This is a genomic window from Mycobacterium sp. EPa45, assembly GCF_001021385.1.
Classification (GTDB): Bacteria; Actinomycetota; Actinomycetes; order Mycobacteriales; family Mycobacteriaceae; genus Mycobacterium.
Map to the genome: position 1 here is coordinate 2441261 of NZ_CP011773.1, position 20799 is coordinate 2462059.

Genomic DNA, 20799 nt, shown 5'->3' on the forward strand with positions numbered 1-20799 from the left:
CATGGGCTGGGGCCTGATCTGGGCGCAGTCGACCTCGGGTGTCATCGGCCGTGACGGCCGCATTCCGTGGCGCCTTCCCGAGGACTTGGCCCGATTCAAGGACTTGACGATGGGACACACCGTCGTGATGGGCCGGCGTACGTGGGAGTCGCTGCCGGGCTCGGTGCGGCCGCTGCCGGGCCGCAAAAATGTCGTACTCACCCGGCAAGCTGATTACATGGCTGACGGAGCGACGGTGGTGCGCGGGCTGGACGAGGTGCTCGATCCCGATTTGTGGGTGATCGGCGGGTCGGAGGTGTATCACCTGGCCCTGCCTGCGGCGTCGCACTGCGAGGTAACCGAGGTCGAGATCGACCTGCGCCTCGAGGACGACGACGCGCTGGCCCCGGTACTCGACGAATCGTGGGTGGGCACGTCGGGGGAGTGGCAGACCAGCAGCTCGGGACTGCGCTACCGGTTCCACCGCTACCTGCGGGCATGACGCGGCTGTCGGCCGATCAGGCCCGCCGAGTAGCCATCTCGGCTCAGGGCCTCGCCGAGCCCAAACCCCGCGGTGCCGTCACCCGCGCGCATCTGCGCCGCCTGATCAATCGAATCCAGGTGCTGCAGCTCGACTCGGTGTCGGTAGCGGTGCGGGCGCACTACGCGCCGGTGTTCAGCAGGCTCGGTCCGTATGACCGCGATGTGCTCGACACCGCGGCCTGGAGTCACAGCGCACGGGCGCCGCGGCTGCTCGTCGAGTACTGGGCGCACGAGGCCGCGCTCATGGCGGTCGAGGACTGGCCGTTGATGCGGTGGCGGATGCGCGAGTACAGCCAGGGCCGCTGGCGCACGGAGGTCGTCAAGAAGAACCCACGGCTTGCCGAGAAGATCCTCGCCGCCGTCGACGAACTCGGGCCCAGCACCGCGGGCCAGATCGAGGCGCACCTGGAGGGTGAACGTGCCCGGCGCAAGGGGCCGTGGTGGGATCGCAGCGAGACGAAGTGGGTGGCCGAGGCGCTCTGGTCGTCGGGAGCGCTCACCACGGCCACCCGGGTCGGGTTCGCCCGGCACTACGACCTCACCGAGAGGGTGCTGCCGCCCGAGGTGTTCGAGCGTCAGGTCGACGATGCAGAGGCGGTGCGGGAGCTGGTGCTGCGGGCCGCCGGTGCTCTCGGAGTGGCCACCGAACCCGATCTGCGCGATTACTTCCGGCTGAGTCCCAAGCAGAGCAAGCCCGCGGTCGCTGCGTTGGTGACCTCCGGTGAGCTCGAGGAGGTCGAGGTCGACGGCTGGTCGGCGCCGGCGTATCTCGCGTCGGGCTTGACGGTCCCCCGGGTAGATCGCGGCACTGCGCTGCTCTGCCCGTTCGACCCGCTGATCTTCTTTCGCCCGCGGGTCGAGCGGCTGTTCGAATTCCATTACCGCATAGAGATTTACGTCCCTGAGCCCAAGCGCCAGTTCGGATACTACGTGTGGCCGTTCCTGCTCGACGGGCGGCTCGTCGGCCGCGTCGACCTCAAGGCTGAACGTGCCAATGACGCGCTGAATGTCGTCGGCGCGTTCACCGAGCCGGGGCAGGACCCGACCGTGGTCGCATCGCGGCTGGCCACCGAACTGCAGGTGATGGCTAAGTGGCTCGGCCTGGGCGCGGTCACCGTGGGTGACCGCGGTGACCTCGTCGGCGCGTTGCGCAAGGCACTCTAAGCGTCGTCAAAGCGTTCGGCCAGGCTCTTCTTGTCGACCTTCTCGCCGGGCAGTGTCGGGAGGGCGGTGGTGCTGATGTGCCATCGGGTCGGAATTGCGAAGTGCGCCAGCGTATCCGACACATGTGAGCGAAGTTCGTCCACGGTCGGTGCAGGGTCACCCTGCCGATGGACGATCACCGCCGCGAGTTCCTCGCCGAGGTCGGGGTGCGGCAGCCCGACGGCGGCCACCTCGACCACCGCCGGATGGCTCGACAACGCCGCTTCCACCTGGCCACAGCCGATGTTCTCGCCGCCCCGAATGACGATGTCCTTCGCCCGACCGTCGATGAACAGATAGCCGTCCACCAGATGGCCCAGATCCCCGGTGTGCAGCCATCCCTCGTCGTCGACGGTTCCGTCGTCGATGCCCACGTAACCGTTCATCACTGATGGTGCGCGCGCGAGGATTTCACCGACACCGTCGGCGTCGGGGCGGTCGATCGACAGCTCGACGACCGGGTAGGGCCGTCCCACGGTGCCCGGATACTTTTCCAGGTCGCGGCCCGTCGCGGCGGTCAGGAATCCGCCGGCTTCCGTCATGCCCCAGGTGTTTGCGAGTCCGCGACTGGCGAGATGAGGCAGCCGGACACGCAGCCGGTCCAGCAGTGCGGTCGGCACGGCCGCCCCGCCGAGCGGAAATGATCGCAGGCTCGACAGGTCGAACGAGTCGAAATCCGGGTGCTCGAGTACCCGGATCGCCATGGTCGGCACGCCGCCCCAGTTGTGCACGCCTTCGCGTTCGATCAACCCGAGGATCTGGCCGGCGTCGAACCGGCCTTCCGGGATTACCACCCGGCCACCGGTGAGGTAGTTGGTCAACAGATTCGATAGCCCGCCGACGTGGAACATCGGTGTGCTTGCCAGCGAAACTGTCTGCGGCGCTGCGAGATCGAGTTGATGCGGCAGGCGTCTGGTCACCGCCAGAATGTTGTGCTGGTTGGCGATGACGGCACGCCGGGACAGCTCGACCGCCTTCGGCAGACCGGAGCTACCCGAGGTGAAGAGGATCGCCGACGTCGCATCCGGATCGTCGCTTTCGTAAAAACCGGCGGGAGACACCGGGCCATCGGCAGCGAGTGAGCCGATATCCCTTGCCTTCCTGGGATCAACGCCGTCGAGCGCGGTGTCGGTCAGGATGAGGCGCGGCTCGAGCAGAGTGATGGCGTGGTCGACTTCGGTGTGCTTCCACCAGCGATTGGCGAGCACCGGCACAGCGCCGCTGCGCCACGCCGACCAGAGGGCAATCACCCACTGCGGGCTGTTGTACGTGTACAGCATGACCCGGTCGCCGGGCTGAACACCCGCATCTCGCAATGCGGCGACTCCAGTGTTCACCGCGGTACTGAAGGCGGCGAACGTCATGCGTCGTTCGCCGTGCACCAAAAAAGTGCGGTCGGCCCAGCGTTTGGATTCGGCGAACAGGTCCGCGAATGTGCTTGGGCGAGGGGAGTACTGCAAACCCCGGTGACCGGCGTACCCCGAGGCGTCGATATCGCTTCCCCAGCGCACGTCTGCCATGTGACTCCTTCTCGGGTTCGACCGGACTGTGTGAAGTTGCCATGACAGCCTGCTGACATCACTACCATCGGTGGCAACCACGATCACAGCACGGGGGCCCGGGGACAAGTGCACAGCATTGGCCTGTGGTGGCGACAGCCCGACCATTACGACTGGCTGACGTCCTATCTGAGGGGCCGCGGTCTCCTGCGGTTCATGCGCTGGCTGATGTTCCTGGTCTTGCTGACGATCGCCGCCGCGATCGCGCTGGCACTGGCCAGCCCGGCGGGGCCGCAGACTCCTGCGCAGCGCATCGTCACCTATGTGGCCAGCGCAGCGCTGGCCGCAATAGCCGTGTCGTACCTGTACCGCTGGCCGACTCGCGTTCGGTCACAGGTGTTTTCGATTGCCGGCAACGCCTGCATCGCGGCCGGCGTCCTGGCTGAAACCGACCCGCGCACCGCGATGATCGGCGCGGTGGCGTTTGTGGGTCTGGCCGGTTACGTCGCCTTCTTCCACACCGCCCCGTTCCTGGTTCTGACGCTCGGGACGGGCGTGGCAGTGGCGGCTGTGAGCGCCGCACGGATTGCGATTGCGGGCGATACGGCGATGGCGGTGGCCAAGCTGCTCATCCTGTGCGGCGGGATCTTGGCCGTCCCGTTCTGCGGACAGGTCATCGTCCACTGGTTGTCGGTCGATTCGCTCAAATCGTCGACCGATACGCTCACCGGCTTGCCGAACCGCCGTGGTTTCTTCCGCTCGGCGCAGGCCCTGTTACGGCATGCCGACTACCGATCTCGGCCGTACTTCACCATCGCGATGATCGATCTCGACGGCTTCAAGAGGCTCAACGACACCCTGGGTCACCCGACCGGCGACAGAGTTCTCGTCGCCGTCGCCGACAGCATTCGGCTCGTCAGTGCGGGCAATACCGCGATCGCCCGGGTGGGCGGCGAGGAGTTCCTCTTCGCGCAGCTGTCCACGCTGGACGAAGCCCGGGCGAGCATTGAAGAGTTGCGCAAGGCCATCGCCGCTGTCCCGTGGGACGTGACGGCCAGCTTGGGCATGGCGTCGACAGTGGTCCGTGCACCCGCGCTGAAATCACTCGAGCTCATCGAATGGCTGATAGCGCGAGCCGATACCGCCATGTATGCGGCCAAACGCAGCGGCGGAAATCAGATTCGCTACGCCGAAGACGTGCCGCAGTGACCTCAGATTAAGGTGAGCCGGTGGCCGAGACCGCGCCGCTGCGTGTGCAGCTGATCGCCAAGACCGAGTTCCTGGCGCCCGCCGACGTGCCGTGGAGCACCGACGCCGACGGCGGCCAGGCGCTGGTCGAATTCGCCGGCCGCGCCTGCTACCAGAGCTGGTCCAAGCCGAACCCCCGGACCGCCACCAACACGTCGTACCTCAAGCACATCATCGACGTCGGCCACTTCTCGGTGCTCGAGCACGCCTCGGTGTCGTTCTACATCACGGGCATCTCGCGATCCTGCACCCACGAGCTGATTCGGCACCGGCATTTCTCCTACTCGCAGCTCTCGCAGCGGTACGTGCCCGAGAATGACGCCCAGGTCGTCGTGCCGCCCGGGCTGGACGACGATCCGGAGCTGCAGCAGATCCTGCTCGAGGCCGCCGACGCCAGTCGAGTTGCCTACCTCGAGCTGCTGAACCGGCTCGAAGCCAAGTTCGCCGACCAACCAAACGCCGTCCTGCGCCGCAAGCAGGCCAGGCAGGCGGCCCGCGCCGTGCTGCCGAACGACACCGAGACCCGCATCGTGGTCAGCGGCAACTATCGCGCCTGGCGGCATTTCATCGCGATGCGGGCCAGTGAACACGCGGACGTCGAGATTCGCCGCCTGGCTATTGCCTGCCTGCGGCAGCTGGCCGACACCGCGCCCGCCGTCTTCGCCGATTTCGAGATCACCGAACTGGCCGACGGTACGGAGGTCGCGACGTCCCCGCTCGCGACAGAGGCCTGAGCGGAGCGGGTAATCTAGGTGTCCGTGAGCACCAGCGGATTCGACGTCAGCGCCCGATTGGGCACCGTACTGACCGCTATGGTGACGCCGTTCAAGCCCGACGGCACGCTGGACACGGCGGCCGCCGCGCGGGTGGCGACCCACCTCGTCGACTCCGGATGCGACGGGCTGGTGCTGTCCGGCACCACCGGCGAATCGCCGACCACCACCGACGACGAGAAGCGAGCGCTGCTGGGCGCGGTGCTCGAAGCCGTCGGTGACCGCGCCCGCATCGTCGCCGGCGCCGGTACCTACGACACCGCGCACAGCGTGCATCTGGCCAAGGCCGCGGCCGCCGAGGGCGCCCACGGTCTGCTGGTCGTCACGCCGTACTACTCGCGTCCGCCACAGGCCGGCCTGGTCGCGCACTTCACGACGGTCGCGGACGCCACCGACCTGCCGGTGATCCTCTACGACATCCCGCCGCGTTCGGTGATCCCCATCGAGTGGGACACCATGCGCACGCTGTCGGCGCATCCGAACATCGTCGCGGTCAAGGACGCCAAGGCCGATCTGCACGGCGGTGTGCAGATCATGGCCGAGACCGGGCTGGCCTATTACTCCGGCGATGACGCCCTGAACCTGCCGTGGCTGGCGATGGGCGCGGTCGGCTTTGTCAGCGTGTGGGGTCATGTGGCCGCGAGCCAGCTGCGAGACATGTTGAGCGCCTTCAATTCCGGTGACGTGGCGACCGCGCGCAAGATCGCGGTGACATTGGCGCCGCTGAATGCGGCGCAGACGCGCCTGGGTGGGGTGACCTTCGCCAAGGAAGGACTGCGCCTGCAGGGCCTCGAGGTGGGCGATCCGCGGCTGCCTCAGGTACCGGCCACCCCCGAACAGCTCGACGAACTCGCCGCCGACCTCCGCGCTGCGGCCGTCTTGCGATGAACGAGGAGCTGTCGCCTCCCGGGCCGCTGGCCCCGGGAGGTCTGCGCGTGACCGCGCTGGGTGGCATCAACGAAATCGGCCGCAACATGACCGTTTTCGAACATCTCGGCCGGCTGCTGATCATCGACTGCGGCGTTCTGTTCCCGAATCACGACGAGCCCGGCGTCGACCTGATCCTGCCCGACCTGCGGCTCATCGAGGACCGGCTCGACGACATCGAAGCCCTGGTACTCACCCACGCGCACGAGGACCACATCGGGGCGATCCCGTATCTGCTCAAGCTCCGTGGTGACATCCCGGTCGTGGGCTCCAAGTTCACTCTCGCGCTGGTGGCCGCCAAGTGCCGTGAGCACCGGATCAAACCGGTGTTCGTGGAGGTCGCCGAGGGGCAGCGCAGCACGCACGGGGTGTTCGAATGCCAGTACTTCGCGGTCAACCACTCGATTCCCGACGCACTGGCGATCGCCATCCACACCGGCGCCGGCACCGTCCTGCACACCGGCGACATCAAGCTCGACCAGTTGCCGCTCGACGGCCGCCCCACCGACCTGCCGGGCATGTCCCGACTGGGCGACGCCGGGGTCGACCTGTTCCTGTGCGACTCCACCAACTCCGAAATCCCCGGCGTCGGTCCGTCGGAAAGCGAAGTCGGACCCAACCTGCACCGGCTGATGCGCGGCGCCGAAGGGCAGCGGGTCATCGTGGCGTGCTTCGCCTCCAACGTCGACCGGGTGCAGCAGATCGTCGACGCCGCAATCGCATTGGGGCGCCGGGTGTCCTTCGTCGGCCGGTCGATGCTGCGCAACATGGCCATCGCCCGCGAGCTTGGTTTCCTTCATGTCGAGGACCGCGATGTCGTCGATATCGCGATGGCCGAGGAGATGGCCCCCGGGCAGGTCGTGCTGATCACCACCGGCACGCAGGGCGAGCCGATGGCGGCGTTGTCGCGGATGTCGCGCGGGGAGCACCGCAGCATCACAATCACCTCCGATGACCTGATCATCCTGTCCTCGTCGCTGATCCCCGGCAATGAGGAGGCGGTGTACGGGGTGATCGACGACCTGGCGAAGATCGGCGCCAGGGTGGTCACCAATCAGCAAGTGCGGGTGCATGTTTCGGGCCATGCCTACTCCGGTGAGCTGCTGTTCCTCTACAACGGGGTGCGGCCGCGCAACGTGATGCCGGTGCACGGGACGTGGCGGATGCTGCGAGCCAACGCCAAGCTGGCCGCCCGCAGCGGGGTGCCCGAAGAGAACATCGTGGTGGCCGAGAGCGGCGTCAGCGTCGACCTCGTCGGTGGACGGGTTTCCATCGCGGGCGCGGTGCCGGTCGGCAAGATGTTCGTCGACGGGCTGATCTCCGGCGACGTGGGCGAGGCCACGCTGGGTGAGCGGCTCATCCTGAGTTCGGGATTCGTCGCGGTGGTTATCGTTGTGAATCGGGAAACGGGGCGGCCGGCGAGTCCGCCGCACCTGTACTCGCGCGGCTTCTCCGAGGATCCCAAGGCCCTGGAGCCGGTGGCGCGCAAGGTCGAAGCGGAGCTGGAATCGCTTGCGTCCGGCAACGTCACCGACCCGGTGCGCATCGCGCAGGTGGTGCGCCGCACAGTCGGCAAATGGGTGGGGGAGACCTATCGCCGTCAGCCGATGATCGTGCCGACGGTCATCGAGATCTAGTTCTGGCGGATGGTGTTCTGATTGTTGGCCTGCGTGATGACCGGGGATCCGGAGTGATAGGTCACCACATTCTGCAGTCCGTCGACATCGATCGCGTCGGCAGAGTCAACATCGATGTGGTTGATCACGCCGTCGATCGATAGGCGCGCACAGTGGCCGGTGACCGTGACGGTCATCTCGCGGCCGGTGACAGTCAATTGTCCATCATTGCAGGCGATTGCCTTCGTCTGGCCATTGCCGTCAACCGTGAGCGTGCCTCCCGGAGGCAGTTGCGTGGGCGTTGAGTCGCCGTTGAGTCCCATCCACAGGACGAACGTCAATGTGGCGACGGCCAGGACGCCGAGAACGCCGACGGCGATTCGGTGGCGGCCGGACAGATATTGGCCTCGACGCCACCGGCGCGCAGCCAGCACGAAGGCGACGGCACCCGCGAAGACCAGCGCCACCAATACCGATTGCAGGGCGGTGATGGTCAACCAACTCGCGTCGTGCGCTCCGTCGGCACGAAGGCACTGGAAATCGACTGTGGTCCCGGATTGCGTCGGGCTGTAGCTGTAATTCGCGGTGTTCACCATCAGCTGATTCGGCGCACCACACACGACGGCGCTCGTCCACAAGGCGCTCGACGGCAGCGCCGCAGTCAACGCGGACGCGCCGCCGCCGCACAGCCCGATGAATCCGGCCACCGCCCCGATCAGGTTGGCGCCGCCCCAAGTGTCCGTAGGCCGCCTGGTAGCCGCGCCGGAATATGACATGCGCGAAATCCATTGAGCAGGCGTGGGATCGGTGGAGTCATACCGGTGCTGCTGTGATCGCTGGGCAGCCTTGGCATCGGCAAGTTGACGTTCCAGATCGGCGATTCGGGCCTGCGGGTCCTGGCCGGATCCCATGTCAGTCATGTGTCAACTCCTCCCAATTCCTCGGGATTGAACCACGTGTCCGCAGAACTGGTGTGCAGTTTCGTCGCCGTACGTTCGGAGGCTCGGCCGGGTTTGCCGTAGGTACCCGCGTCGGTGTCATGTCGATGAGTACAGAGCCGTTATCCGGCTACCGATCCCAACACGTCGGCCCCGGCGCAGTGAGCCGTGAAGTCAATGCGAGCTCAGCCAGGAGACCGCGCGGTCGCGGTAACCAGCCAGCCCCTTGTATTCGACCATGTCGTCGGGCAATTCGGCCAGTACCGCCGCGGTACGGGTGCGCCACTCCTCGACGGTGGCGATGTCGGCCAGCGGCAGCATGTAGCTGCGGATCAGAAAGCAGATCGCACCGGATTCGGGCAGCCGGATCACGTGCTGAACTTCGACCCGAAGGTGGATGAGCCGGCCGAACGCGTCGTCGTCGACAGCATCGAGCTCGCGGGGGTCGGGCAGCCACTCGGGCAAGCTCTCGGTGGAGACATCAAGGCGGCGCCCCACCGTCATCGACCAGTTGGTGCGCCGGTAGATGTCGCCTGCCTGCAGACGCATCAGGAATTCTCGCGCCCTGGTGATCACCCCGGTCTCGCGCAGCCGGGGCACGGGGCCATGGATCTCCAGGAACGTCATCCCGACGTCGAACCCGAACGACCAGCCCGCGGCGAAAGTGACCACACCCGCGTCGGCGAACAGATCGCCGTCGCGCTGGTTGAGCAGGACGATGTCTTCTTGTACCTGGCTCGAGATGTAGGCAAGCGGGTCGCACGGCAGGCTGGATTCCTCACCGATGACGAAATCCTGTGAGATATCGAGCAATTGGTTCCGCCAGTGCCAGGTGTCGCCGTCGCGGGTCAGTGACATGGTCTCGGGATACGAGGCGGCAAGCTCGGTCATCAACAGCAACAAGGTGTCCCAGCAGGCGACGCGCATATGTGGCAGCACCGCATGGCGGGAGGGATCTGCTTCCAGGATGCGGCGACGCTCGGCGAGCTCACGGCCGTACTCGCTGTCGATGTCCACCACCCGCTGACCCCACTGCCCGGTGGCGGTGGTCACGATACCTCGCGCGGGAGCGATGTTGGTGCTGTAGCGGTAGGAGTCCGCCGTATACGGATAGGGGAACGACGCCAACAGATCCGGTGCCGACACCAGCCGGCTCACAGTTCCAGCTCCACCCGGCCGGACGCGCGCGAGACGCAGGCCATCATCGAGTCCCGGCGCTCGGCGTCGCTCAGATAGAGGTCGCGGTGCAGCACCGCACCGGAGCGCACCGGTACCCGGCATTCGCCGCATACGCCCTGGTGGCAGAGGTTGGGGATGGCATGCCCGTGTGCGGTCAACGACTCCAGCAGTGATACGCCCGACTCGACGGTGAAAATTTCACCACTGCAAGCCAATTCGACTTCGAAGGGGTCACCGGGGGCCAGGTCGCCGCCGAAGTGTTCGACGTGGGTGCGGCTGGACGGCCAGCCCAATCCGCTGGCGGTGGCGACAACGTCGTCGATGAATTGGCTAGGGCCGCAGATGTAGACGTGGGTGCCGAACGGTTGACTTGCCAGCGTCGATGCCAGCTCGGCGAGGAAGGCCGCGCGGTCGGTGAAGAACGAGGCGTGCTCGGTGAGCGCATCGATCTCGTCGAGGTAAACGCCGCGGCCTTCACGAAAGACGTAGAGCAACCGCACGTCTCGGTCCCACTGCCGGGCGCTGCGCAGATGCGAGATGATCGGGGTGATCCCGATGCCCGCAGCGATCAACAGGTGCCGCCGGGCGCGCAGTACCGGAGCGAAGGCGCTGCGCGGCGGATGCGCCACCACGGTGTCGCCGACAGCCAGTTCCCGGTGGATCCAGCGTGATCCACCGCGACCCTGCGGGCATTCCAGCACCGACACCACATATTCGCGGGGAGCGTTGCTCGGCCCGGTCAGCGAGTACGCGTTGGCCCGCTCGGCGCATTCGATCACCAGGTGGCTGCCGGGCGTGAACGACGGCAACACCGCACCATCGCGATCGGCCAGGGTCAGCGTCCTGATCCCGGGCACGGTGTCGTCAAGCCCGACGACCGTCAATGTCAGCGTGGTCATGTGTCGGCGGTGGTCGTGAATCCGAGGTGGGCGCCGATCCGCCGGGAGACGTGGTAGTAGACGAACAACCGGCGCCGGCAGCCGCAACAGACGATTTCGTCGGTCAACTGCGCCGATGCGGTGGTGGTGCGGCGGCAGTGCGCGCAATAGACCTCGCGGGTGGCCACTTCGGTGCTGGCGATGGTGATTTCGTCGTCGGCGGCGCCGAGTTCGAGGGCGCGGGCGCGGACCCGGAGGCAGGCGTGTGCGGGACCGGCGAGCAGCAGCCGCCACCCGACTTTCGCATCGGCGAGGTCGGTGTCCAAAGCGGTGCAGGCCGAGGTCGCGTCGGCGACGTGGTGTACCCGCGGCTCGGTAGCGGGACAGGAATCACCGATCTCGGCGACCCATCGTTCGGCGATGCCTGCGGCGTCGGCGCCGATGGCGAGCACCGTCCACTGGCGGCCGGTGAGATCGGCCGTCGGACAAGTCGGTTCGACGGCCCAGGGCGGGACGCTGGTGAGGTCCAGATCGGGTGTCATCGTCACCCGAGCTTAAGTCAGCGCTTGTTGGTGTACCCGGCGTCGACGGGCAACGCGACGCCGGTGACGTAGCGGCCCGCGTCGGACACCAGGTAGTACACCGCGTTGGCGATGTCCTCGGGCTCCAGGGTCTCCACCGGCAGCGCGTTTCTCATGTCGGGGCCACCGAGCGACTGCTGGGCGAATCCCTCGAGCCAGGAGCGGGTGAATTCGTTGTCGATCATCGGGGTGTTCACCCCGGCCGGATGCACCGAATTGACCCGAATATTGAATGTGGCAAGGAAATTGGCGTACGCCCGCATCAGGCCCACCACGCCGTGCTTGGCGACCGTGTAACCCAGTGACCCCGCGACCGGTGCGCCGATGCCGACCAGGCCCGCCACCGAACTGGTCAGGACGATCGCCCCGCCGTCACCCTGCTTGATCAACGGCTTCATCGCGATGTCCACGGTGTGATACACGCCGGTGAGGTTGACGTCGATGACGTCCTGCCAGGCGCCCTCGTCGGCCATCGGGGCGATCCCGGCGTTGGCGATCACGATGTCGAGCCGTCCCAGTTCCTCGATGCCCTGGTAGATGGCGGACTTCAGCGCCGATCGGTCGCGAACGTCGGCCTCACGGGCGACGATGCGCACGCCGGTGTCCTCGACGAGCTTGACCGTGGCGGCCAGGTCTTCCGGCGTGGCCAGGGGATAGGGGACGCTGGCGATCTGGCGGCAGAAGTCGACCGCGATGATGCCGGCGCCCTCCGATGCCAGCTTGAGCGCGTGCGCCCGGCCCTGGCCGCGGGCCGCGCCGGTGATCAGCGCGACCTTGCCGTCGAGTTCACCCATGGATTACGGCCGGACCTGGCCCTTGGCCGGGTCGCCGGCCGGGATGGGCTGCAGCATCTTGATGTCCGGGGCGCCGTCGAGGTGCTCGCCGATCTCGCCGAAGAGTGCGGTCACGCCCGGTGCGGTGCTGTGGGTCTTGAGCGCGTCCTCGTCGGCCCACTGCTCGACGAACACGAACGTCTTGTCGCCCTCGTGCACGGCATAGAGGTCACAACCGGGCTCTTCGTGGACCGCGGCAACGGCCTTCTTGCAGGCCTCGCGCACGGCGTCGACGGACTCGGGCTTGACGGTGAAGCTGGCAACGACGACGACGGGCATGAGCGAGCTCCTCAGCGCTTCGGGTTGGGTGTGACGGCGCTTACGTTAGACCTGCTTCGTATTGCTGCGAGAAGGGGTCCCGGTCACCGGCGCAGCGACAATTTTCGGGGTTGGTCGCAGGTTGGCAACGACGCGCCGTGGAACGGGTGTTGCGGATGGTGCAGATGGGGCACATGCGACTAGGCTTGCCCGCATGGCGAACAAGACGGCCGCTCGCTCAAGCGCGCGAACGACCAGGTCAAAGGGTGCGTCACGGCCGGCTAAGCCGGCGCCGCGACGCAAGCCCGCCAAGAAGCGCACCTCCTCACCCGTCGCCACCGCGGCGGCGGCGAGCGGACGGGCTGCGCGGGTGACCTGGCTGATGTTGGCCAAGGGGGCGGGCTCGACCGCCCGATCGGTCGGTCGAGCCCGCGACATCGAGCCGGGTCACCGCCGCGACGGCATCGCCCTGGGGCTGCTGGCCGTCGCGGTCGTGATCGCCGCCAGCTCCTGGTTCGACGCCGCCCGCCCGGTCGGCGCGTGGATCGATTCGGTGCTGCGGACACTGGTCGGTGGCGCGGTCGTACTGCTGCCCGTCATCATCGGCGCCATCGCCGTCCTTCTCATGCGCACCGAACCCAACCCGGAAGCCCGGCCCCGCCTGATCCTGGGCTGCGCGATGATCGCGCTGCCGGTGCTGGGCCTGTGGCATCTCTGGTCGGGCGCGCCGCTGGATCCCGCCGCCCGGCAACGTGCCGCCGGCTTCGTCGGCTTCGCCATCGGCGGTCCGCTGTCCGACGGGCTGACCCCGTGGATCGCGACCCCGCTACTCATTCTCGCCGCGCTGTTCGGGGTGCTGCTGCTGACCGGCACCACGATTCGCGAGGTGCCCGACACGCTCTACTCGATGTTCAGCACCCGCGGTCACTACGACGAGGACGACGAGTACTACGACGACGAGCCCGAGGATGCCGCCCCGGCCGAGCCGGAGGACTTCTCGGACGGCTACTACGACGACCCGCGGTCCTACACCGACGAGGCGCCGGCGTGGCCGGGGGCCCAGGGCCCGGTCGGCACACCGCTGGACAACTACCCGCTCGACGAGGACACACCCACGGTGCCCGAGCCGGTGAAGACGCGGCGCAAGAAGACAGCGCCGAGGCCGGAGACCACTGAGGACGTCGCCAAACAGGACACCAAGGTTCTGGATCGCGTCGTCGAGGGCCCGTACACGCTGCCGTCGTTGGACCTGTTGGTCGCCGGCGATCCGCCGAAACGGCGCAGTGCAGCCAATGAGCAGATGGTGGAGCAGATTTCGTCCGTCCTGCAGCAGTTCAAGGTCAACGCGTCGGTGACCGGCTGCACCAGAGGTCCGACCGTCACCCGCTACGAGGTCGAACTCGGTCCGGGCGTCAAGGTCGAGAAGATCACTGCGCTGCAACGCAATATCGCCTACGCGGTGGCCACCGAGAGCGTCCGGATCCTCGCGCCGATCCCCGGCAAGTCCGCCGTCGGAATCGAGGTGCCCAACACCGACCGCGAAATGGTCCGTCTCGCAGACGTTCTCACCGCGCCGTCCACCCGCGGTGACCATCGCCCGCTGGTGATCGGGCTCGGCAAGGACATCGAAGGTCACTTCGTGTCCGCGAACCTGGCCGATATGCCGCACCTGTTGGTGGCCGGCTCCACCGGCTCGGGCAAGTCCAGCTTCGTCAACTCGATGCTGGTCTCGCTGCTGGCCCGGGCCACCCCGGAAGAGGTGCGGATGATCCTCATCGATCCGAAGATGGTGGAACTCACGCCCTACGAAGGCATTCCGCATCTGATCACGCCGATCATCACCCAGCCCAAGAAGGCGGCCGCGGCGCTGGCCTGGCTGGTCGAGGAGATGGAGCAGCGCTACCAGGACATGCAGGCCTCCCGCGTGCGTCACATCAAGGACTTCAACGCCAAGGTGCGCTCCGGGGAGATCACCGCACCGCTGGGCAGCCAACGGGTGTACAAGCCGTACCCGCTGATTCTGGCGGTCGTCGACGAGCTCGCCGACCTGATGATGACCGCGCCGCGGGACGTCGAAGAGGCCATCGTGCGGATCACCCAGAAGGCCCGCGCGGCCGGCATCCACCTGGTGCTGGCCACCCAGCGGCCGTCGGTCGACGTCGTCACCGGCCTGATCAAGACCAACGTGCCCTCGCGCCTGTCGTTCGCGACGTCATCATTGACCGACAGCCGGGTCATCCTCGACCAGCCCGGCGCCGAGAAGCTGATCGGCATGGGCGACGGCTTGTTCCTGCCGATGGGCGCCAGCAAGCCGGAGCGGTTGCAGGGCGCCTACGTCAGCGACGAGGAGATCCACGCCGTCGTGCAGGCCTGCAAGGACCAGGCCGAGCCGGAGTACACCGAAGGCGTAACCACCGCGAAGCCAACCGGCGAGCGCACCGACGTCGACCCCGACATCGGCGACGACATGGACGTCTTCCTGCAGGCCGTCGAACTCGTGGTGTCGTCGCAATTCGGCTCGACGTCGATGCTGCAGCGCAAGCTGCGGGTGGGCTTCGCCAAGGCGGGCCGGCTGATGGACCTGATGGAAACGCGCAGCATCGTCGGGCCGTCGGAGGGATCCAAGGCGCGCGAGGTCTTGGTCAAGCCCGACGAACTCGCCGCGACGCTGATGGCGATCCGCGGCGGTGGCGCCGAGGACGACGACGACTACGAGGACGAGGACTTCTAGCGCCGAGATCGACGTTGTGCTGCGATCAACTCGGGCGATGTCAAGCGGTGATGGAAACATTTAGGCGGCTTGGCTAATGAGGGCGGCGAGTCGTTGGGCTGGAGTCTGTAGCCCTAGGGTGGGCCGTGGTCGGGTGTTGAGTTTGTCCTGGATGCGTTTGAGATCGGCTTTGGTATAGCCGGCCAGGTCGGTGCCTTTTTCGAACCAGAACCGCAGCAGCCGGTTGGTGTTCTCGTTGGTGCCGCGTTGCCAGGGCGAATGTGGGTTACAGAAAAACACCGGCGCTGTGAGCTGTAGCTGGATCCTCTTCCAGTCGGCCATCTCGCTGCCCCGGTCCCAGGTGATCGACCGACGCAGATGCGCGGGCAGCTCGCCCATGGCCTCGATCATCGCTGCGGCCACCGACTCCGCGGTGTGGTCGATAGGGAGATGCAACAAGATGGTGAACCGGGTGCTGCGTTCGACCAGAGTGCCGATCGCGCTGGTATTTCCGGCCCCCATGATCAAATCGCCCTCCCAATGACCTGGCACGGCCCGATCAGCGGCTTCGGCTGGGCGGTCACTGATGGTGAATATTTCGGCGCCATACACCCCGGTGCGGCCGGGGTGACCATGAGGTTTGCGGGCCGACCGCTTCGTGGACAGACACTGGTGCAAATCGGCGCGCAGACTGCCACGAGTCTGCACATACAGCGCCTTGTAGACGGTTTCGTGGCTCACCTGCATCAGCTTGTCATCGGGGTGATCGTGAGCCAACATCTGTGCAATCAGCCGCGGACTCCACCCCTCATCCATCCACGTTTCGATCGCCGCGCACAACCGGGGATCTTTAAGCTTGAAATCCTTGGGACGCTTGGCTTTATCGCCGGCACGGGCATGAGCCATTAACGCGTGATAGTCCCCGTCATCACCGCGATTACGGGCGACCTCCTTGAACACCACCGACCGGTGGCGACCGATCCGACGCCCGATCTCGGCGTAGCCCAGCCCGTCATCCATGCCTCGCATGATTTCGACCCGCTCGGCCAAGTTGACCCGATGCCCCCGACCTCCCGGCCCGTCACGATCCATCGCATCGGCCACGCCCCCGCGCTGCCCTGTCGCCAGTTTCATCCCGCCAGCCTTATGCCACCACTGATGACCCAGCCCGTGCGCCACGCCTAACGCCGCCCCAGCCGCCGTCACCGACTGCCCTAAGCAGACCCGGTCGAACAACTCCCGTTTCACCGACCGCGCAGCTGGAACTCCTCTGGGCACAGCAAACCTCCACGATCAGACACGTTTCCCTGACCGTACGAATCCGCCTCGCACTTTCGCTGCGAAACGTAGATTTGGGCGCTGAAGGGTCAGAGCTTCAGCAGCATGCGGGTGTTGCCCAGGATGTTCGGCTTGACGTACGACAGGTCCAGGAATTCGGCGACACCGATGTCATAGGACCGGCACATCTCGTCGTACACCTCGGAGGTCACCGGGGTGCCCTCGATCTCGGTGAAACCGTGCCGGCCGAAGAACTCGGTTTCGAACGTGAGCACGAACAGCCGCTGTAATTGGAGTTCACGGGCGACCCTGAGCAGCTGGTCGACGATCGCGTGGCCGATACCGCGACCTTTGACCTTCGGGTCGACGGCGACGGTGCGAACCTCGCCGAGGTCCGCCCACAGCACGTGCAGCGCCCCGCAGCCCACGACCTCGCCCTCGTACTCCGCGACCCAGAATTCTTGGACCGCTTCGTACAGCGTGACCAGGTTCTTCTCCAGCAGGATGCGACCCGAGTAGATGTCGACCAGACGCTTGATGTCGGCGACATCCGACGTGCGGGCGCGGCGGACGACGACCTCAGGGCTCACGGGTGCAGAGTATCGGGCGTGAGGGGTGCGACTGCCAACCGATATTCTGTTTGCCGTGTCGGGACAACCCCAAACCGGTCCGGCGGTCCCGCGCGTGCGGGTGGCCAACGTCGCCAATTTGCTGACCGGAATTCGTCTGGTTCTGGTCCCAATCTTCCTACTGTTCCTCTTCGCCGGCGACGGGCATGAAACAGCCAGTCGGATAACGGCTTTCATCATTTTCGCGGTCGCGGTGATCACCGACCATTTCGACGGTTCGCTGGCGCGCAGCTACGGGATGGTCACCGAATTCGGCAAGCTCGCCGACCCGATTGCCGACAAGATGCTGATCGGCGCGGCGCTGATCGGACTGTCGATGCTCGGCGACCTGCCGTGGTGGGTGACGGTCGTGATCCTCATTCGCGAGCTGGGCATCACCGTGCTGCGGTTCGCGGTGCTGCGGCGCGGGGTGATCCCCGCCAGCCGCGGGGGCAAGCTCAAGACCCTGGTGCAGTCCGTCGCGATCGGACTGTTCGTGTTGCCGCTGCACAACTGGCCCCCCGCCTGGCACATCGTGGCCTGGGTCATCATGTGGGTCGCGGTCATCCTGACGGTGATCACCGGCCTCGACTACGTGGTGTCGGCGATCAAGGACTCCCGTGAGCGATCCGCTGGTCGATGACGGCGCCCGCGCGCTGGTCGCCCTGCTGACCGCCCGTGATGAGACCGTGGCGACCGCGGAGTCCCTGACCGCAGGTCTGCTGGCGGCGACGCTGGCGGGGGTCCCCGGCGCCAGTGCCGTGCTGAGCGGCGGGCTGGTCACTTACACCGTAGACACCAAGATTGCGCTGGCAGGCGTGCCGCGCGAGCTGCTCGACGACGTTGGACCGGTCGCGGCGCCGACCGCGGCCGCGCTGGCCCAAGGGGCACGGGATCGCTGCGCGGCAACCTGGGGTGCGGGGCTGACCGGGGTGGCCGGTCCGGAGCCGCACGGCGGGCATCCGGTCGGCACGGTCTTTCTGGGACTAGCAGGTCCGGGCCCGACCGAGGTCGTCGAACTGCGGCTTGGCGGCTCACGCTGGGACATCCGGCTGGCGGCCGTCCATCAGGCGATCGGGCGCCTGCACGACCTGGTCCAGCGATCCTGAGTTGCTGGGAACCAATCGGGCGGCTCGGAGCGTTGCACAGTTTGTTGCAACTTTTCGAGGAGGACACTTCCATGGCGGTACTGCTGCGTGAGGTGATCGGCGACGTGCTGCGTGACGCCCGCACATCGCAGGGGCGCACCCTTCGCGAGGTGTCCGATTCGGCCCGGGTGAGCCTGGGATACCTGTCCGAGGTGGAGCGCGGCCGCAAGGAAGCCTCCAGTGAATTGCTCAGCGCGATCTGCACGGCTCTGGACGTTCCGCTGTCGCGGGTGCTCACCGATGCCGGCGAGAAGATGGCCGACCGCGAGCGAATCGCCCGGTTGACCGCGGTGCCGGCGCAGGACAGCTCGATCGACGTCGCCACCAAGGTCGTCATCCCGCATCCTGTTGCGATGGCGGTGGCCTGAGGTTTCGACCAGTCAGACCAGGGTCACATGCCTACAAGGGTGTGGCCGGGCATGGTTAACCGATAAATTGGGCACGACCACCGAACTGCGGCACTCGATACATAGACGGAGCAACTGATGGCCAATCCGTTCGTCAAGGCGTGGAAGTACTTCACAGCTCTCTTCAACTCGAAGATCGACGAATATGCCGACCCGAAGGTGCAGATCCAGCAGGCGATCGAGGACGCCCAGCGTCAGCACCAGGCGCTGACCCAGCAGGCGGCCCAGGTCATCGGCAACCAGCGCCAGCTCGAGATGCGGCTGAACCGTCAGCTCGCCGATATCGAGAAGCTGCAAGTCAACGTCCGTCAGGCGCTGACCCTGGCCGATCAGGCGGTTGCCTCCGGGGATGCCGCCAAGGCCACCGAATACAACAACGCCGCCGAGGCGTTCGCGGCGCAGCTGGTCACCGCCGAGCAGAGCGTGGAAGACCTCAAGGGTCTGCACGACCAGGCACTGCAGGCCGCCGGGCAGGCCAAGAAGGCTGTCGAGCAGAACGCCATGATGCTGCAGCAGAAGATCGCCGAGCGCACCAAGCTGCTGTCGCAGCTCGAGCAGGCCAAGATGCAGGAGCAGGTCAGCGCGTCGCTGCGGTCGATGAGCGAGCTCGCCGCGCCCGGCAACACCCCAAGCCTCGACGAGGTCCGCGACAAGATCGAGCGACGCTACGCCAACGCGCTCGGTTCGGCCGAGCTGGCGCAGAACTCGGTGCAGGGTCGCATGATGGAGGTCCAGCAGGCCAGCGTTCAGATGGCCGGTCATTCCCGGCTCGAGCAGATCCGCGCCTCGATGCGCGGGGATGCGCTGCCGGCCGGTGGCGCCACCGCGCCCGCGGCCCCGGCCACGCCGGCCAGCACACCCGAGCCCGAGAAACCTCTGGGCCAGTAGGAGGTGAACACTCGATGGCGGTGACACCGGACAAGCCGGGTTTCGTATCGCGCCAATGGCGTTCGGCCATGCAACGCGGTATCGACACCGTCAGCGAGTACGCCGACGTGGCGGCCCAGAAGCTCAGCGCTGTCTCCGATCCCCGGGCCCGGCTGCTGCGTAAGCGGCGGTGGGCGTTGCGCTTGGGCGCGTTCTTCTCATTTGCGACGGTGTTCTGGGTAGCGGTCACCGGGCTGCTCGCCACGTGGAGTGTTCCGGTGTGGGGACTGATCATCACCGGCGTGATCGCCGCCGGTGCGGCGGTGCCCGCGACCCTGTTCCTGTTGCGCTACCGCTGGCTGCGGGGTGAGCCGTTGCCGCCGCAGCGTCAAGTCAGCGGCCGGCGCCTGCCGCCGCACGGATCGGTGGCCCGGCCGGCGATGTCGGCACTCGGTGCCTCCGAGCGGGGTTTCCACTCCCTGCTGGGCGTGATGCAGCGCGGAAACATGTTGCCGCCGGAGGAGATTCGCGAGCTCGTCGCTGCGGCGGACCGGACCGCGGCGACCATGGCGGCCACCGCCGACGAGGTGGTCTCGATGGAGCGTGCCGCGATCGAGACGCCGCATTCGCAGTCGTATCTGGCGCCGACGATCAACGCGTTCACCGCGCAGCTGAACACCGGGGTGCGGCAGTACAACGAGATGGTCACCGCCGCAGCGCAACTGGTGTCGGCGGCCAACGCCGGCTCGATGTCCAGCTCGCCGATGTCCCAACAGCGCTACCGCAACGAGTTGTCGAGCGCGACAGATCGGCTGATGGGCTGGGCGCAGGCCTTCGACGAGCTGGGCCAGCTCCGCCGGGCCTAAAGCGTCGGACGCAGACCCGGGACCACGGCACCGATGAGGCCGCGGACGGTGGCCTTCGTCATGTCGAACATGTCGAAATAGTCCCGCCACAAGGTGATTCGGCCGTCCTTCACCTCGAAGACGCCGCATACCCAGAACTGCAGCCGCACCGTGCCCACCCGCAGCACGTCGGTGCGTTCGGTCAGCACCACCGGGCCGTTGACCGCGATGCGGTGGATCTTCACCTCGAAGCCGAAGCTAGGCCGCTGCAGTCCTTTGAACAGCTTCATGGTCCGCTTGCGCCCGCGGACGGTGGGGAAGCCGACGTTCTGGTAGACGAGATTGTCGTCCAGCCGGGCGTCCGCGGTGGCCAAGTCCTGATCCTGCAGCGCGTTCAGGAAGACCTCGACCGTATGGGCGTTGTCGATATCGGAGCTCACGTTGGTGATCTGCTCGGTCATGCTCGCCAGCCTAGGCTTCA

Annotated in this window: 22 protein-coding genes; 12 read left to right on the top strand and 10 right to left on the bottom strand. The window is 66.7% G+C overall.

Going from position 1 to position 20799, the window contains the following annotated elements:
• Position 1 precedes the first annotated feature (1 nt).
• Both AB431_RS11585 and AB431_RS11590 read left to right on the top strand, forming a co-directional pair.
• Positions 2-481 carry a dihydrofolate reductase gene (locus AB431_RS11585; protein WP_047330043.1) on the top strand — a complete coding sequence of 160 codons (480 nt, stop codon included), beginning with the start codon at positions 2-4 and terminating at the stop codon, positions 479-481.
• Positions 478-1686, top strand: a complete 1209-nt coding sequence (locus tag AB431_RS11590; protein ID WP_047330044.1) for a winged helix-turn-helix domain-containing protein — start codon at positions 478-480, stop codon at positions 1684-1686. The genes AB431_RS11585 and AB431_RS11590 overlap by 4 nt, the downstream gene beginning before the upstream one ends.
• Here AB431_RS11590 and AB431_RS11595 read toward each other — a convergent pair.
• Complete coding sequence (locus AB431_RS11595) at positions 1683-3245, bottom strand: class I adenylate-forming enzyme family protein (RefSeq protein WP_047330045.1); 1563 nt, start codon at positions 3243-3245, stop codon at positions 1683-1685. The genes AB431_RS11590 and AB431_RS11595 overlap by 4 nt on opposite strands.
• Positions 3246-3353: 108 nt before the next feature.
• Between AB431_RS11595 and AB431_RS11600 the strand changes: the two genes are divergently transcribed.
• From AB431_RS11600 to AB431_RS11615, 4 genes are read left to right on the top strand one after another with little or no spacing between them, the layout of a single operon-like run.
• Positions 3354-4433: a GGDEF domain-containing protein gene (locus AB431_RS11600; RefSeq protein WP_047330046.1), complete on the top strand. Its 1080-nt coding sequence runs from the start codon at positions 3354-3356 to the stop codon at positions 4431-4433.
• A gap of 20 nt (positions 4434-4453) precedes the next feature.
• Positions 4454-5206: an FAD-dependent thymidylate synthase gene (thyX, locus tag AB431_RS11605; RefSeq protein ID WP_047330047.1), complete on the top strand. Its 753-nt coding sequence runs from the start codon at positions 4454-4456 to the stop codon at positions 5204-5206.
• A gap of 24 nt (positions 5207-5230) precedes the next feature.
• Positions 5231-6133, top strand: a complete 903-nt coding sequence (gene dapA, locus AB431_RS11610) for a 4-hydroxy-tetrahydrodipicolinate synthase (RefSeq protein WP_047330048.1) — start codon at positions 5231-5233, stop codon at positions 6131-6133.
• A complete protein-coding gene (locus AB431_RS11615) occupies positions 6130-7809 on the top strand; it encodes a ribonuclease J (RefSeq protein ID WP_047330049.1) in 1680 nt (559 codons plus the stop codon). Before dapA ends, AB431_RS11615 begins: the two co-directional genes overlap by 4 nt.
• Here AB431_RS11615 and AB431_RS29535 read toward each other — a convergent pair.
• From AB431_RS29535 to AB431_RS11645, 6 genes are all read right to left on the bottom strand, one after another.
• Positions 7806-8708 carry a DUF3060 domain-containing protein gene (locus tag AB431_RS29535; RefSeq protein ID WP_052960263.1) on the bottom strand — a complete coding sequence of 301 codons (903 nt, stop codon included), beginning with the start codon at positions 8706-8708 and terminating at the stop codon, positions 7806-7808. The genes AB431_RS11615 and AB431_RS29535 overlap by 4 nt on opposite strands.
• 192 nt (positions 8709-8900) lie before the next feature.
• Positions 8901-9875: a DUF3445 domain-containing protein gene (locus AB431_RS11625; RefSeq protein WP_047333326.1), complete on the bottom strand. Its 975-nt coding sequence runs from the start codon at positions 9873-9875 to the stop codon at positions 8901-8903.
• Between the two features lie 5 nt (positions 9876-9880).
• Positions 9881-10804, bottom strand: a complete 924-nt coding sequence (locus tag AB431_RS11630; protein WP_047330050.1) for a PDR/VanB family oxidoreductase — start codon at positions 10802-10804, stop codon at positions 9881-9883.
• Complete coding sequence (locus AB431_RS11635) at positions 10801-11325, bottom strand: dimethylamine monooxygenase subunit DmmA family protein (RefSeq protein ID WP_047330051.1); 525 nt, start codon at positions 11323-11325, stop codon at positions 10801-10803. Before AB431_RS11635 ends, AB431_RS11630 begins: the two co-directional genes overlap by 4 nt.
• A 17-nt stretch (positions 11326-11342) precedes the next feature.
• A complete protein-coding gene (locus tag AB431_RS11640) occupies positions 11343-12158 on the bottom strand; it encodes a mycofactocin-coupled SDR family oxidoreductase (RefSeq protein WP_047330052.1) in 816 nt (271 codons plus the stop codon).
• A 3-nt stretch (positions 12159-12161) separates the two neighbouring features.
• Complete coding sequence (locus AB431_RS11645) at positions 12162-12476, bottom strand: putative quinol monooxygenase (RefSeq protein ID WP_047330053.1); 315 nt, start codon at positions 12474-12476, stop codon at positions 12162-12164.
• A gap of 193 nt (positions 12477-12669) precedes the next feature.
• On the opposite strand from AB431_RS11645, the gene AB431_RS11650 reads away from it, so the two are divergent.
• Positions 12670-15186 (top strand): DNA translocase FtsK, encoded by a 2517-nt coding sequence (locus tag AB431_RS11650; protein ID WP_052960264.1) that lies wholly within the window; start codon positions 12670-12672, stop codon positions 15184-15186.
• 60 nt (positions 15187-15246) lie between these two features.
• Here the strand turns inward: AB431_RS11650 and AB431_RS11655 are convergent, their stop codons facing one another.
• Entirely contained in the window at positions 15247-16443 is a 1197-nt protein-coding gene (locus AB431_RS11655) for an IS30 family transposase (protein ID WP_047328843.1), read from the bottom strand.
• 89 nt (positions 16444-16532) lie between these two features.
• Positions 16533-17033: an amino-acid N-acetyltransferase gene (locus AB431_RS11660; RefSeq protein WP_047330054.1), complete on the bottom strand. Its 501-nt coding sequence runs from the start codon at positions 17031-17033 to the stop codon at positions 16533-16535.
• A 55-nt stretch (positions 17034-17088) separates the two neighbouring features.
• Between AB431_RS11660 and pgsA the strand changes: the two genes are divergently transcribed.
• The 5 genes from pgsA to AB431_RS11685 all read left to right on the top strand — a co-directional run bounded on the left by pgsA (position 17089) and on the right by AB431_RS11685 (position 20339).
• The gene (gene pgsA, locus AB431_RS11665; protein ID WP_047330055.1) at positions 17089-17694 is read left to right on the top strand and encodes a CDP-diacylglycerol--glycerol-3-phosphate 3-phosphatidyltransferase; all 606 of its coding nucleotides are present in this window, start codon (positions 17089-17091) and stop codon (positions 17692-17694) included.
• Positions 17672-18160: a CinA family protein gene (locus AB431_RS11670; protein ID WP_047330056.1), complete on the top strand. Its 489-nt coding sequence runs from the start codon at positions 17672-17674 to the stop codon at positions 18158-18160. Before pgsA ends, AB431_RS11670 begins: the two co-directional genes overlap by 23 nt.
• A 71-nt stretch (positions 18161-18231) precedes the next feature.
• A complete protein-coding gene (gene clgR, locus AB431_RS11675) occupies positions 18232-18567 on the top strand; it encodes a transcriptional regulator ClgR (protein ID WP_047330057.1) in 336 nt (111 codons plus the stop codon).
• A gap of 117 nt (positions 18568-18684) precedes the next feature.
• Positions 18685-19494: a phage shock protein PspA gene (gene pspA, locus AB431_RS11680; protein WP_047330058.1), complete on the top strand. Its 810-nt coding sequence runs from the start codon at positions 18685-18687 to the stop codon at positions 19492-19494.
• Positions 19495-19508: 14 nt separating this feature from the next.
• The gene (locus tag AB431_RS11685) at positions 19509-20339 is read left to right on the top strand and encodes a membrane protein (protein WP_047330059.1); all 831 of its coding nucleotides are present in this window, start codon (positions 19509-19511) and stop codon (positions 20337-20339) included.
• Here AB431_RS11685 and AB431_RS11690 read toward each other — a convergent pair.
• On the bottom strand, positions 20336-20779 hold the full coding sequence (locus AB431_RS11690) for a limonene-1,2-epoxide hydrolase family protein (protein ID WP_047330060.1): 444 nt from the start codon (positions 20777-20779) through the stop codon (positions 20336-20338). The two genes, AB431_RS11685 and AB431_RS11690, sit on opposite strands and share 4 nt — an antisense overlap.
• Positions 20780-20799 lie beyond the last annotated feature (20 nt).